Here is a 13,594-nt window from a genome sequence, read left to right as displayed (position 1 = left end):
TTGTCGTGCCGGGCACCAGCCGGGGCTTGCCGCCGGCCGTCCGCTTTGACATCGTGCCGGCATCCTTTATCGGAGAGACTCCAGATGCAGCGCCCCGCCCGTTCGATCCGTACTTTCGCCGCTGCCGCCGTACTGGCCGTCGCTTGCGCGGCGCCGTTGTCGCCAGCGTCGGCGCAGCAGAGCACGCCCGACAAGGCAGCCATCGAGCAGATCGTCAAGGACTACCTGATGGCCCATCCTGAAGTCCTGATCGACTCGCTGAATGCTTATCAGAAGAAGCAGGAAGCGGCGGAGGCGGAGGCCCAGCGCCAGGCGCTCGTCTCGCGTCAGGACGAACTTTTCAAGAACCCGGCCTCGCCGGTCCTGGGAAACCCCAAGGGCGACGTGACGCTGGTGGAGTTCTTCGACTACCAGTGCGGCTACTGCAAGGCCGTCCATGCGGATGTCCGCCGCCTGATCGACAGCGATACCAAGATCCGGCTGGTCTACAAGGAGTTCCCCATCCTGGGACCGGCCTCCATCACCGCGTCGCGCGCGGCTCTCGCCGCTCGGAAGCAGGGCAAGTACGACGCGCTTCATGTCGCGCTGATGGAGAATCGAGGCCAGCTCGACGACGACAAGATCTTCCGGATCGCCACGTCGGCGGGGCTCGATCTGGACCAGTTGAAGAAAGACATGCAGGCGCCGGAAATCAGCGAAGCGCTTCAGCGCAACCTGCGCCTCGCCAGCGAACTGAACATTCGCGGCACGCCGGCCTTCGTGGTAGGCGACCAGATCGTTCCCGGCGCGGTCAGCCTGGACAAGCTCAAGGAACTGATCGCGTCCGGCCGCGCCGGCTGACCGCCGTCCACCGACGAATCATCCGTTAACGGAAAAAGGCGCCGGACCTTCCCGTCCGGCGCCTTTTCTTCAGCTCGGCAGGGCGAAGTCTTACTCCGCGTCCGCCTGCTTGGCCGGATCGGCATCCTGGAAGGCGCGAAGTTCGCGGCAGGCGCCGACGACCGCCATGATCCGCGGGAACGGCGACAGGTCGATATCGGCCCGCTCGGCGTTGTAGATCTGCGGAACCAGGCAGATATCGGCGAGCGTCGGCGTGTCGCCATGGCAGAACTTTCCGGTACCCGCCGCCGGGGTCAGCGTCTGTTCCAGAGCCGTCAGGCCCTCGACCACCCAGTGGCGGTACCAGTCGTTCTTGGCCTCGTCCGATGCCTTGAGAGGACCGACGAGGTAGCGCAGCACCCGCAGATTGTTCAGCGGATGGATGTCGCTGGCGATGGACTGCGCGATGGCCCGGACACGGGCGCGCTCCAGCGGAGTCTTGGGCAGAACAGCCGGCTCCGGCTGGGTTTCCTCAAGGTACTCTATGATGGCGAGCGACTGGGTCAGGACGTGCGGTCCGTCGAGCACGAGGGGGATGAGCCCCTGCGGGTTCAACGCGCCGTATTCCGGTGCCGACTGCTCACCCTTGCGGAGATGGACGAAATGATGGTCGACCTGAATCCCCTTGAGGTTCAATGCGATCCGGACACGGAAGGCTGCCGACGACCTGTAATAACCAAAAAGTTTCATTCACGACACTCCGCTCTCGCGCGTTAACGGGATGGCCCCCGCCCGCGCATTTGTTTAGGTATGCCCCATCCGCGTCACCGCCGCACCTGAACGCGCGGTCGCACCCCTCATTACCACAAGGGTTTCCACAATGCCGAGATTCGCCGACCCCAGCATCGTCGTGTTCGATATCGGCGGTGTGCTGATCGACTGGAACCCACGATACCTGTACCGCAAGCTGTTCTCGGAAGATACCACCGCCATGGAGCATTTCCTCGAGACCGTCTGCACGATGGACTGGAATCTTCAGCAGGACGCGGGACGTCCCTGGAAGGAGGCGGTGGAAGACCTCGCCGCCCGGCACCCTGAAATGGCTGAACTGATTGCCGCGTATGACCTGAAATGGGATGAGATGGTTGCCGGCCCCATTCCGGGAACCGCCGATCTTCTATGGGAACTGAAGCGTGCCGGAATTCCGGTCTACTGCATCACCAATTTCTCCGTGGACAAGCTTGCCCGCGCCCGTCGGCGCTTCGAGGAACTGAACGCCTTCGACGGCATTGTGGTCTCCGGTGAAGTCGGATTGCTGAAGCCGGATGCGGCGATTTACCGCCGTCTGCTCGACCAACACGATCTCCGCGCGGAGGACACCCTGTTCATCGACGACGTCGAGCGGAATGTGGAGGCTGCCCGCGCCGTCGGCATGCATGCCGTCCGGTTCGTCGACGCCGATACCCTGCGCGGTGATCTCGCCAGCTACGGGCTGTTGTAGTCCGTAGAGCGGGAGCCGGCTCCGCTTGATAAGATTTTGTCGGAATGTCACGTGAAACCACGCCAATTATGTTCAATTGGCCGGCAGTTTGAGGCATAATGTTATATAGGAGCAATAATTTCAGATGCATCCGGACTCCTTTCTCCCGGTTGGGAGACGGATGCCAAGGCTTTTTTGACCACGTGCCCGCTGCCGGTGAAACCTTGGCAAAGGATTTTCCCATGACTGCTCATCCTGCCGACCTGAGCATTGCGCACGGAGGCCTCCCGGATGGAAGGCTTGAGATGGACGAGCGCGAACCGATGACTTCGCCGCCCCCTTCCTCGCTGGTGCTGGAAGACTATCTGCCCTATCGCCTCTCCGTGCTGTCCAACCTCGTAAGCCGGACGCTGGCGCGCCTGTACGAACAGCGTTTCGGCCTGACGGTGGCGGAGTGGCGCATCATGGCGGTACTCGCCCGCTTCGGCCCGCTATCGGCCAATGCGGTCTGCGACCGGACCGCGATGGACAAGGTGCAGGTCAGCCGCGCCGTCGCACGCGCCGTCGACAACGGGCTGGTCGACCGCGGCATCGACGCACTCGACCGCCGCCGCTCGGTCCTGACGCTGACTTCCAAGGGACGCGGCATCCATGACCAGATCGTGCCGCTGGCCGTCAATCTCCAGGCGAACCTGCTGGGGTCCCTGACGGGGGAGGAGAACTGCCGGCTCAACGACATGCTTTCCCGGCTCTACAGCCGCGCGCGCGAGCTTCACGGTTCTCCGGAAGAGGATTAGGCCGGCGGAAGGGACGGGACGCCGGCGGCAGGAGGTTGCGGCGTAGGTGCACCGCACCCCGCCGTCCGCGCCTGCCGCCATCCAGCCACGGGCATTGCCCTACCGGCATCGCGTGCTATAAACGCGGCATCGTAACCGCAGTCTGGAAAGCCGCACCGTGGCTATCGAGCCCTCAGTCCTGGTCCTCAACGGCCCGAACCTCAACATGCTGGGCGTGCGTGAGCCGGCCATCTATGGGACCGAAACCCTCGACGACATCGAGGCGCTGTGCCTGGAACGGGCGGAAGCCCTGAACATCGCGATCGACTTCCGCCAGTCCAACCTGGAGGGCGAGCTGGTCTCCTGGATCCAGCAGGCGCGGGGCGAGCACGACGGCATCATCCTGAACGCGGGTGCCTATACGCATACCTCCATCGCCATTATGGACGCGCTCTCGGTAGCGGAGCTTCCGGTGATCGAGGTCCACTTGTCCAATGTCTTCCGGCGCGAGGCTTTCCGCCACCATTCCTATGTGTCGCCTGTCGCGAAGGGTGTCATCTGCGGCTTCGGCGCGCATGGCTATCTGCTCGCACTGGACGCGCTGGCGCGGCTGATCGATGCCGATTTGAGTAACGGGAACTGATATGGCGACTTTCGACATCGATGGTGATCTGGTCCGCAAACTCGCGGGCCTGCTGGACGAAACCGGTCTGACGGAGATCGAGTTCGCCGAAGGCGAGAAGCGCATCCGCGTCACCAAGGGCGGCACGGCCCCGGCGTTCTACGCCCAGGCCCCCGCTGCGGGCGCCGCTTCCGCAGCGGCTGCGACGACGTCGCCGCCGGCAGCGCTCGGCGTGTCGAGTCACCCCGGCGCCCTGACTTCCCCGATGGTCGGCACTGCCTATGTCTCGTCCGAACCGGGCGGGCCGCCCTTCGTCCGGGTCGGCGACACGGTCAAGGCCGGGCAGACGGTCCTGATCATCGAAGCGATGAAGGTGATGAACCCGATCAAGGCCCCCAAGGCCGGAACGATCGCCCAGGTTCTCGTCGGCGATGCCCAGCCGGTCGAGTTCGGCGAAGTCCTCCTGACTATCGAATAAGGGACCATCCCATTGTTCGAAAAGGTTCTGATCGCCAACCGAGGCGAAATCGCCCTCCGCATCCACCGCGCCTGCCGCGAGATGGGGATACAGACAGTCGCGGTCCACTCCACGGCTGACGCCGACGCCATGCATGTGAGGCTGGCCGACGAGGCGGTCTGCATCGGACCGGCGTCCGCCCGCGAAAGCTATCTGAACATACCGGCGATCCTAACCGCCGCGACGATTACCGGCGCCGACGCGATCCATCCCGGCATCGGCTTCATGTCGGAGAACGCCCAGTTCGCCCAGATGGTGGAGGAGCACGGCTTCACCTTCATCGGCCCGACGCCGGAGCATATCCGGATCATGGGCGACAAGGTCACGGCCAAGAAGACGGTGCTGGACCTGGGCCTGCCGGTGGTCCCCGGCTCGCCCGGTCCGGTCGAAACGCTGGAAGAGGCTATCGCCGTCGCCGAGCATACCGGCTATCCGGTGCTGATCAAGGCGGCGGCCGGCGGCGGTGGCAAGGGCATGAAGGTGGCATGGTCGGCCGACCAGCTCCGGGAGGCCTATCAGCTTGCCCGTGGCGAATCTCGCGCCGCCTTCGGCAACGATCAGGTCTATATGGAGCGCTACCTGTCGAAGCCGCGCCACATCGAGATCCAGCTGCTCGGTGACATGCACGGCAACGCCGTCCATTTCGGGGAGCGCGACTGCTCGGTCCAGCGCCGCCACCAGAAGGTGGTGGAAGAAGCCCCCTCGCCGGCCCTCAACGCGGAGCAGCGCGAGTTCATCGGCAATCTGGCCGCCCGCACCACGTCGGAACTGGGCTACCGTGGCGTCGGCACCATGGAATTCCTTTTCGAGGACGGCGAGTTCTTCTTCATCGAGATGAACACCCGCCTTCAGGTCGAGCACACGATCACCGAAATGATCACCGGCATCGACCTCGTCCGGGAGCAGATCCGGGTCGCGACCGGAGCGCCGCTGGGTTACGGCCAGTCCGACATCCGTTTCCACGGCCATGCGATCGAGTGCCGGGTCAACGCGGAGCATCCGGAAACCTTCCTTCCCTCGCCCGGGAAGATCGACGGCTACCATGCGCCCGGTGGCCTGGGCGTCCGGGTGGACAGCGCGCTGTACGACGGTTACCGCGTGCCCCCCTACTATGACAGCCTGATCGCCAAGCTGGTCGTCCACGGCACGACCAGGAACGAGTGCATGATGCGGCTGCGCCGCGCGCTGGAAGAGTTCGTGATCGGCGGTATCGATACCAGCCTGCCGCTTCACCGCCGGATCATCGCGGAACCCAACTTCATCAACGGCAACTACGACATCCACTGGCTGGAGCACCTGATGGCCGGGAAGTAGGCCTTCCCGGCAGGCTCCTCACTCCGCCGCCAGGGCGACGGGCTCGAACAGTCTGGCCAAGTCGTCCGGCGTCGTCTTGGCCGGCGCGTATTCCTTGATGGCTCCGCTGGCGATCTTTTCCTCGATGCCGTCGAGCGCCTCCTCGATCCGGTCGAACGGCAGGCCGAACAGGTCGAAGATCGAGTAGCGCCACCAGCGCAGCCAGTTCAGCCGCTCGATGATCTTCTCGGGGAAGCGAAGGCGTTTCACGGTGGCCGGCGTGCCGGCGACGATGCTGTAGGGCGGGACATCCTTCACCACCACGGACCGGCCCCCGATGACCGCGCCGTCGCCGATCGTGACGCCGGCCTTGATGAAGACTCCCTGCCCGATCCACACGTCGTTGCCGATCGTCGTGATCTTGCAGGAGTCCTTGAACGGCAGGCGCTGCTTGCGCAGCTCGTTCACCCGGTCGGGCGCCACGAAGCGCGCCCAGTCGTGAAGGTCCGCCACGTGGGTAACCCGCGAACTGGTCAGCCAGTCGACCGGGTGTTCGTTCGACCCGATCATGACTTCGGGAGCTATCGAGCAGTAACGGCCGATCTTGACGTTACCGAGCTTACCGCCGGCGATGGAGCAGAAAGCACCGACCTGAAGAATCGTCCTGCTGGCGATGTGCGCCTGGACCATGGTCGGCCCTTCCAGGAACGATATCCGGTTGAGCGCCAGAACGCCCTTCGTCTGCGGCAGCTTCAGGCCCAACGTCGCCAGTTTAGCCGTGGGGTTGGGACCAAAATCAATTGTTACGATGCTCACGACGTCACTCCAAATGCTCAAAACCCCGTCAATAGCGAGGTTATGATTGGAGATCATTCTTTAAAAACAGTATACGATCACAAGTAAGACACAATCATCCTGGTCTCAAGAACCCTGAATATACCGTCGAGTTATTTCGACAATGAGACTACTTCGTGAGCAACGTGGGATACCATGGGAAACTCGACGGTTACACGCGTTCCTTGACCGACAACGCTGTCGATCTTCAAACGCGCATCATGCAGGTCGACCAGAGCCTGAACCAGCGGCATTCCCAAGCCTGTGCCGCCATACCGGCGGGACAGCACCGGTTCCGCCTGCCAGAAGGGTTCGCAGACACGGGCGATATCGCTGGGATCTATCCCTATCCCGTTATCTGCGACGGCCAGCACGACACCATGAGCGGTTCTGCCGCCGCTCAGCGTCACCCAGCCTCCTTCAGGCGTGAATTTCAGGGCGTTGGAAAGAAGGTTCAGGATGATCTGGCGGACGGCGCGGGCATCGGCGATCAGCGCGGTTCCTTCGGGTCCCGGATCGACGGTAAGCCGCAGGTGACGCTCCCGGGCCGTACCGGCCACTATACGAGCACAGGTTTCGAGCAGGCGAGCCACTTCCAGCGGCTCCGGGTGGATTGCGTGGTTGCCGGAATCGATTTCGGTCAGGTCGAGCAGGTCGTTGATGATCTGGAGAAGTTGGCTCCCACTGCCATGGATTTCGCGAGCGTAGTCGCCAAGCGCCTCACCCGTGGCCTGTGCAGCCGGGTCGTCCCGGATAAGCTCGGAAAATCCTATGATCGCGTTCAGTGGCGTGCGGAGTTCATGGCTCATGGTCGAGAGGAACTGTGACTTCGACCTGCTGCCCTCTTCGGCGCGGATCAGCGCCCCCCTCAGTTCATCGGCATAGCGCGCGCGTTCACGCAGCGACGCGTCGAAGGCTTTCAGGAAATGGTTGGTCCTGCTGACCAGCACGCCAAGTTCGTCGCCGTCATGACCGCGCGGCACTTCGATAAGACAGCCATCCAGCGACTCCGGTTCGATCCTGGATACAGCCTTGCTGATCGCGAGGATCGGCTTCGTCACCATGACGTGGAACATGGCCGTCAGGACCAGCCCAAGCAGCAGATTGCGGAAGAGGCCACTGATCAGGTTGGAGCGCGCGCGTTCCAGAAAAGCGGTCGCCGTTATGTGGCTGTCCACGGAGACGGACAGCCTGCCGATCTGGAGACGCGGCCGGTTCAGCGGCTCGTAATAGAGCGGGACCGACAGATCCAGTTCGTCACCGAACAGCCATTCGGAAAACATGCGCAGGTTGCTGTCGATCTTGGAGCGTTCACGCGCGGCCAGACGCGCGCCGAACTCATCGTGGATGCTGGCCTGGAAGATCGGGCGATAACTCAGCAGCCCCTTGAGTACGTCCGACGCCAGAGGCGAATCCAGGTCGTATGCCGCTTTGGAAGCGGCCTCGGCGACGATTTCGGTGACTTCCTCCAGCGTACGCCGCTGGACGGTGCGTTCACGCCGCGCATCGTCGACCAGATCGAGGCCGCTGGCGAAAAGGCCGAGCAGCACCGCCACTATGACGGTATTGCGAGCTTGGCGGAAGGAAAGGCGATCAAACAAAGGTGCCATAGTTCAGCATGTCCGCCTTCCGCGCCCCGGCTTCCGGCTACGCGATCCCATCTCGATTTCCGCAACCTGCGGCCCGATAATTCTACTTAAAATACGATGAAACTAATTTTCATACAGTTAATGAAAAATACAGTGAATTCCTCAAGTTTACGATGTCCTTCGGCAGCCGCATCATTGGGCAGGAACGTCGCAGGGACCTGCCAGCAGGCCGGTCAGCCTATCCTTCAGCCGGCCGACCTGATCGGACACCTGGACTGCGTGCCGGTCGATAGTGTCGGCCAGTTTCCTGGTTTCGCCGGCATCTTCGGCGACGGCCGTGATCCGCCTCGACACTTCGACGGCGCCATCGGCGGCCATCGTGGCGCTCCGGCTTATCGACTCGGTGGCGCCCTCCTGGTCAGCAACCGAACCGATGACCGCCTCGGCGATGCCGTCGATGCGTTGAACGACATCCTGAACTTCGATGACGTGGTCCGCTACCATAGCTGCGGCATTTCGGACGGCTTCGATCTGGCTGGAGATCCTGCCGGTTGCCTGTGCGGTTCTAGCGGCCAGGATCTTGACCTCCTCGGCCACGACCGAGAAGCCCCTTCCCGATTCGCCTGCCCGTGCCGCCTCGATGGTGGCGTTCAGCGCGAGCATGTTGGTCTGTCCGGCGATGTCGGAGATCAGGCCGGCGGCATTGCCGATGTCACGTGCCGCTTCGTTCAGCGCCGTGACGATACGGCGGGTGTCGTCTCCTTTGTCGGCCGCACTTCGGATAATGCCGCCGACCACAGTCATCCGGCTGCGGATCTCACTCGATGTAGTCGCCAGTTCCTCGCTGGCGGACGCAACGGAATGAACGCCGGCGGTCGCCTCCCGCGCCGCTTCCGCCACCGCGGAAGACTGCTCTCCGGTACGGGCCGCCGCCGACTTCATGTGTTCGGCGAGATCCACGATTCCGCCCGCCTGCTGCATTACCGCCGTCACCGTCGACTGCACCTCCGCCTCGAGTGCAGCGGCCAGACCGGCAAGACGCGCCGCGAAAGCTTCCTTGTGGTGACGCTCCCTGATTTCGTCGGCTGCCTTGAGGCTCTCCATCTCCTCCGCAGTGCGGCGGAACACCTCGATGGCGCGCGCCATGGCGCCGATCTCGTCGCGCCGGTGTGCGCCCGGAACCGGCCGGGTTCGATCCCCTTTCGCGAGTCGCTGCATGGCCCCCTCGATCGCGCGCAACGGCCTGGTGATGCTGCGGACGAGAATCAGGCTCACCATCAGCGCCAGCACCAGGACGACGGCGCCCATCATGATCCCGGCGCGACCCGTGGCATTCCGGACCTCGGCCCTCTCGGACCGGGCACGCTCCATGCCTGCGCTGGCCGCACCGAAGAGTTGGGCGAACCGGCCCGGCATAGCGCTCAACACCCCATCGAAAGTCTGGATCTGGCCGGTGAGCTTCACCTGGTTCTCGACATACGCCGTCAGGTCCGCACGGTAGGCGGAGGCCAGCCGGGTCAGGGTTTGCTGGGTGGAGGAGTCCAGGCCCGAGCCCATAAGGCCGAACTCGAACTCCCGGTATGCCTTGCGATGCGCGCCCATGACGCCGGCGTCGCCATACAGGATAAAGTCCTTCTCGAGCACCCGCATGGTCAGCATGCGGACATAGGTTTCCGCAACCGTAGAGACCGGCCACTTGCGTAGTTCCGATTCCATGGCGTTTACCGAACCGCGAAGTTTTCCCCGCAGCCCACTGCGCTCGTCGAGACCCATGATCCGGCTGGTGTCGCCGACCTCGGCGAAGCGGGCGGCTGCCGCCTGAATATTCGTCCGCAAGCCTTCCACCAGTGCGCCGACATGGGTGGCGCCGGGGTGATGGGCGATGCGGTCCAGCAGGCCAAGAGCCTCATCGATCCGATCGCCGAAAGCCGTGGCCGCCTCCTCGTCCCGGTTGCAAATAAAGTCGCGGGCAAGGATCTGGAGGTCGGCGGCGCGCCGCTCCAGGGAGGCGGCCAGGACTACGAGGTCGCCGTAGGAACTGAGTTCACTGGCGGCGTCGTCCAGCCGGCGGTCGGCCAGCAGGAATAGCCCCGTCGTCACGACGACTGTTACGATAGCCACCAGGATCAACATGCCGATCCTTGATCCGATAGAAAGCCGCGACAGCATTTCAGCAATGCTGCCATAGTTGTTGGATGCTTTATCGGTGACCGTTAGCTGTTCAGAAGAGTTATCTTGTATAGCGATCGAGTTTGACATGACATTCACAATCCTATAACAAGAAAGTCACATAACTGTCTTCTTCTGAAGAGCTTGGATACACATGCTGGACAGCATCGTTATTATCCAATCAGCGGGCGCACTCTTGTGGGCAAAGTATGAAGAAATCGTTGATATTTCGGTCCGACTGGCGGGCTCTCCTATAACCGGAAAGCTCAAGGCGTCCATGTGCGGCCGCCACAGCCACTCCCAATGGCGCGGGCGGAGTGTATAGTCATTCAAGAGGGTTTCGTCCGGGCTGGAGGGCAGCGCTATCGTAATGACTGGTTTGACGGCACAGCTTCTGCTGCGGGCCTATGCCGCCGGCATCTTTCCGATGGCGGAAAGCGCCGAATCAGAAGAGCTCTACTGGTTCGATCCGGAGCAGCGCGGCATCCTGCCGCTCGACGGACTGCATGTGCCGCGCAGGCTCCGGCGAACGGTCCGCAGCGGCCGGTTCGAGATCCGCATAGACAGCGACTTCGATGCCGTCATCCAAGGCTGCGCCGAGTCGACCGACATTCGGCCGAAGACCTGGATCAACAGCGAAATCATGCGGCTCTATTCGACGTTGTTCGATCTGGGCTTCGCCCACTCCGTCGAGTCATGGCACAACGACCGCCTGGTCGGCGGCCTCTACGGCGTGGCGCTCGGCGGCGCGTTCTTCGGGGAAAGCATGTTCAGCCGCCAGACCGATGCCAGCAAGGTGGCGCTGGTCCACCTCGTGGCCCGGTTGCGCTACAACCGCTTCATGCTGCTCGACACGCAGTTCGTCACGACCCACCTGAGCCAGTTCGGAGCGATGGAGATCCCGCGGTCGACCTACCGGAACCAGCTTGCCAAGGCGCTCCAATACACGCCCGACTTCACCAACGGCTCGGAGGGCGAGGTGATCGACGCCTATTTGCAGTCGATTACCCAGATATCGTAGACAGGGTGTTCCAGGGCTGACAGCGCCGGGCTGGAGGCGAACATCCAGCCGCTGAACAAGGGCTCCACCGCCTCGTCGGGACGAGCCTCCTGGATCTCCAGGAAGGCCGCCGATTCGGGCGGTTCGACCGGTGACGCTTTCCGGCAGGTCCGCGCCGCGATGCGCAAGGAGCCGAAGGTCACCGTGTCGCCGACCGGCACGTCGAGCGTCACCACCCGCGCCGTCACCTTGTCCAACCCCTGCAAGACGGCCACCGGCATGCTTTGCATGCCTTCGGATCCGCCGGATTGGGCAAGCGCGGTCGCGGCAGCCCCCATGCCGAGCGCCAGGACCAAACCCATGAACCTACCGCCAAGAAGCCGCATCGCGCTCACTTCACCCTGTTCCGCCAATACCCTGCCCCATCAAACAGCCGGCTTTTCCGCCGCGAACCGGAGGCGGATGTAATCGGCATACCATGTGCCGTCCGGTTTCATCAGGACGGGCGAGATTTCGATCAGAACCTCGTTCAGCAGAGCCCCGTGCTCGCTGACCGGGACCCTGGCGAGAAAGGCTCCGGCGAAAGTCGCGAGCCAGCCCGCCATTCCGGTCGGCAGCGGCGTCGGCCTTTCGATAAGTTCCGCCGAGCGCACGCGGAAGCCGTGCGCCGCCAGCTTCGCCGCATAGTCTTCGGCGGTTGGAAAATACCATGGGTTGGCAGCCTTGCCGTCGATCCCGCGCCGGTTCAACGCCGTCTCCAGCGCCGAGGCGATCGTCAAGACATTGCCGGCGCCGCCGAACTCACCGACGAACCGGCCGCCTGGCTTCAAGGCCCGGTAGACGCCCTCGATGACCTTATCCGGCTGGAGCATCCAGTGCAGGGCGGCATTGGAGAACACGGCGTCGAATTCGCCGTCGAAATCCAACGCCTCGCCGTTCATCAGGCGGGCATCGAGATTGCGTGCCAGCGCCGCCCGGATCAGGTCGGCGCTGGAATCGGCGCCCACCACGGCGCAGCCGGCGGCGGCCAGCTTCTCGGTCAGGGCGCCGTCGCCGCATCCAAGGTCCAGGACGCGTTCCCCAGGCCTGGGAGCCAGCAGGTCGACCACCGGCATGCCGAGATCGGCGACGAATCGTGCATTTTCGGCATAGCCGTGGGAGTCCCATTTCTGGGACGGCTCTCCGGTTGGTATGCTCATGGGTCCGCTCTCCCGCCTGATCTATGATTGGACATAGGTGCGAACAGCAGACCGCCGGCGTCGGTTTCCGAACCTCAGTTTCCGAGCAGTCCGCCGGGAGCGGCGCCGCCCTGTGCCGCAGGAGGCGTCGCCGGCTGGGGAGGCTGCCCCTGCTGCCCATCGCCTTGCTGCCCGCCACCCTGCTGCGTGCTCGGCTGGCCACCCTGCTGCATACTGAAGATCACCTGTCCCAGCAGCTGCTCCAGGCCCGGAGTGGACTGCGTGAAGTCGATCCGGCCGCCCGGCTGGATCTCGTCGGGATCGCCACCGGGCTGGAGCGACATGTACTTGCCGCCCAGCAGGCTTTCGCTCGCGATCACCGCCACGGTGTCCTTGGGCAGCTTGATGCTGGGATCGATCGACATGTGGACGACGGCAAGATAGGTGCTGGGATCGAGCGTCTGACTCGTGACGGTACCTACCTTGACGCCGCTGATGCGCACGTCGCTGCCGCTTTGCAGACCTCCGACACTGGAGAAGTTGGCCGTGACCTCGTAGCCATCGACACGTCTCAGGTCGGCGCTGGTATAGGCAAAGACCAAAAAGAAACCCGCCACGACGATGACGACACCGCCGAGCACGGTTTCAATGGTATTCCTGCGCATTCAAAATCCCTCGGTGGATAACCCTGGTCCGGTCCGGCGCCGACGGCCGGTCAGCTCGGCGTCCAGGGTTCGTAGTCGCCGGTGGCGCGCTCCCGCACGCCGCCCTCCAGCGTGTGTCCTGGCGGCCGGTACGCCGTCAGGCTGCCGGTTGCGTTGGGCAAATGGGGCTTCTGCCAGGACTTATGGAAGGCGCTGCCTTCCTTCAGCGGCTCCTTCACCGTGTGGTGCAGCCAGCCATGCCATTCCGGCGGAACTTTGGAAGCTTCCGGCTCGCCGTTGTAGAGCACCCACCGGCGTTCGCGCTGGCCGGTCGCCTTCTTGTCACGATAGTACGTGTTGCCGAACGGGTCGGTGCCGACCAGCTCGCCGCGGCGCCACGTGAACAGGCGGATTTGCAAGTTCGACATATACGTGTTGAAGGAGATACGTTCTTTCATGGCCGCTCGCTGACACGGGGACGAACCCCATTTACGTACTTTTTCGTCGGGGCGGAATATGGCACCTGGGTTTGTCCGCGTCCAGCCGGACAGCGCAAATGCCGCGGAATAACGGAACGCCCTCCGATAGGCTGCTCTGGCGATCCGCGAATCGGGAGGCCCAATCGCATGATTCCGCGCCCCCCTGTCAATGGGTTTACGCAGCCCCGGCAGCC

At 63.4% G+C, this 13,594-nt stretch carries 15 protein-coding genes; 7 read left to right on the top strand and 8 right to left on the bottom strand.

The window, feature by feature from the left end; genetic code table 11:
• Window positions 1-84: 84 nt before the first annotated feature.
• Window positions 85-840, top strand: a complete 756-nt coding sequence (locus N826_RS00660; RefSeq protein ID WP_044425402.1) for a DsbA family protein — start codon at window positions 85-87, stop codon at window positions 838-840.
• Window positions 841-930: 90 nt separating this feature from the next.
• On the opposite strand, the gene maiA is transcribed toward N826_RS00660, so the two are convergent.
• A complete protein-coding gene (maiA, locus tag N826_RS00655; protein WP_044425401.1) occupies window positions 931-1,569 on the bottom strand; it encodes a maleylacetoacetate isomerase in 639 nt (212 codons plus the stop codon).
• 130 nt (window positions 1,570-1,699) lie between these two features.
• Between maiA and N826_RS00650 the strand changes: the two genes are divergently transcribed.
• The 5 genes from N826_RS00650 to accC all read left to right on the top strand — a co-directional run bounded on the left by N826_RS00650 (window position 1,700) and on the right by accC (window position 5,528).
• A complete protein-coding gene (locus N826_RS00650; RefSeq protein ID WP_044425400.1) occupies window positions 1,700-2,320 on the top strand; it encodes an HAD family hydrolase in 621 nt (206 codons plus the stop codon).
• Between the two features lie 284 nt (window positions 2,321-2,604).
• Entirely contained in the window at window positions 2,605-3,096 is a 492-nt protein-coding gene (locus N826_RS00645; RefSeq protein WP_044425399.1) for a MarR family winged helix-turn-helix transcriptional regulator, read from the top strand.
• 157 nt (window positions 3,097-3,253) lie between these two features.
• Window positions 3,254-3,718, top strand: a complete 465-nt coding sequence (gene aroQ / locus N826_RS00640; RefSeq protein ID WP_084720381.1) for a type II 3-dehydroquinate dehydratase — start codon at window positions 3,254-3,256, stop codon at window positions 3,716-3,718.
• A gap of 1 nt (window position 3,719) precedes the next feature.
• The gene (accB, locus tag N826_RS00635) at window positions 3,720-4,175 is read left to right on the top strand and encodes an acetyl-CoA carboxylase biotin carboxyl carrier protein (RefSeq protein WP_044425398.1); all 456 of its coding nucleotides are present in this window, start codon (window positions 3,720-3,722) and stop codon (window positions 4,173-4,175) included.
• A gap of 12 nt (window positions 4,176-4,187) precedes the next feature.
• Window positions 4,188-5,528, top strand: a complete 1,341-nt coding sequence (gene accC, locus N826_RS00630; RefSeq protein WP_044425397.1) for an acetyl-CoA carboxylase biotin carboxylase subunit — start codon at window positions 4,188-4,190, stop codon at window positions 5,526-5,528.
• An 18-nt stretch (window positions 5,529-5,546) separates the two neighbouring features.
• On the opposite strand, the gene N826_RS00625 is transcribed toward accC, so the two are convergent.
• From N826_RS00625 to N826_RS00615, 3 genes are all read right to left on the bottom strand, one after another.
• The gene (locus N826_RS00625) at window positions 5,547-6,323 is read right to left on the bottom strand and encodes a CatB-related O-acetyltransferase (protein ID WP_044425396.1); all 777 of its coding nucleotides are present in this window, start codon (window positions 6,321-6,323) and stop codon (window positions 5,547-5,549) included.
• 131 nt (window positions 6,324-6,454) lie between these two features.
• Window positions 6,455-7,951, bottom strand: a complete 1,497-nt coding sequence (locus tag N826_RS00620; protein WP_084720379.1) for an ATP-binding protein — start codon at window positions 7,949-7,951, stop codon at window positions 6,455-6,457.
• Between the two features lie 171 nt (window positions 7,952-8,122).
• A complete protein-coding gene (locus N826_RS00615; protein WP_169789268.1) occupies window positions 8,123-10,063 on the bottom strand; it encodes a methyl-accepting chemotaxis protein in 1,941 nt (646 codons plus the stop codon).
• A gap of 406 nt (window positions 10,064-10,469) precedes the next feature.
• Here N826_RS00615 and aat point away from each other — a divergent pair, with 406 nt between their 5' ends.
• Window positions 10,470-11,120 carry a leucyl/phenylalanyl-tRNA--protein transferase gene (gene aat, locus N826_RS00610; protein ID WP_044425393.1) on the top strand — a complete coding sequence of 217 codons (651 nt, stop codon included), beginning with the start codon at window positions 10,470-10,472 and terminating at the stop codon, window positions 11,118-11,120.
• On the opposite strand, the gene N826_RS00605 is transcribed toward aat, so the two are convergent.
• From N826_RS00605 to N826_RS00590, 4 genes are all read right to left on the bottom strand, one after another.
• Window positions 11,090-11,461 (bottom strand): DUF2155 domain-containing protein, encoded by a 372-nt coding sequence (locus N826_RS00605; RefSeq protein WP_147040073.1) that lies wholly within the window; start codon window positions 11,459-11,461, stop codon window positions 11,090-11,092. The genes aat and N826_RS00605 overlap by 31 nt on opposite strands.
• A gap of 63 nt (window positions 11,462-11,524) precedes the next feature.
• Entirely contained in the window at window positions 11,525-12,298 is a 774-nt protein-coding gene (locus tag N826_RS00600) for a class I SAM-dependent methyltransferase (protein ID WP_147040075.1), read from the bottom strand.
• A gap of 74 nt (window positions 12,299-12,372) precedes the next feature.
• Window positions 12,373-12,942 carry an outer membrane lipid asymmetry maintenance protein MlaD gene (gene mlaD / locus N826_RS00595; RefSeq protein ID WP_044425392.1) on the bottom strand — a complete coding sequence of 190 codons (570 nt, stop codon included), beginning with the start codon at window positions 12,940-12,942 and terminating at the stop codon, window positions 12,373-12,375.
• Between the two features lie 50 nt (window positions 12,943-12,992).
• On the bottom strand, window positions 12,993-13,379 hold the full coding sequence (locus N826_RS00590; RefSeq protein ID WP_044425391.1) for an NADH:ubiquinone oxidoreductase subunit NDUFA12: 387 nt from the start codon (window positions 13,377-13,379) through the stop codon (window positions 12,993-12,995).
• Window positions 13,380-13,594: the final 215 nt, after the last annotated feature.

The sequence above is a fragment of the Skermanella aerolata KACC 11604 genome, from assembly GCF_000936425.1.
In the GTDB taxonomy this organism is placed as follows: Bacteria; Pseudomonadota; Alphaproteobacteria; order Azospirillales; family Azospirillaceae; genus Skermanella; species Skermanella aerolata.
The sequence above is the reverse complement of the archived record's forward strand: the minus strand, read 5'-3'. Positions and strand labels throughout refer to the sequence as shown.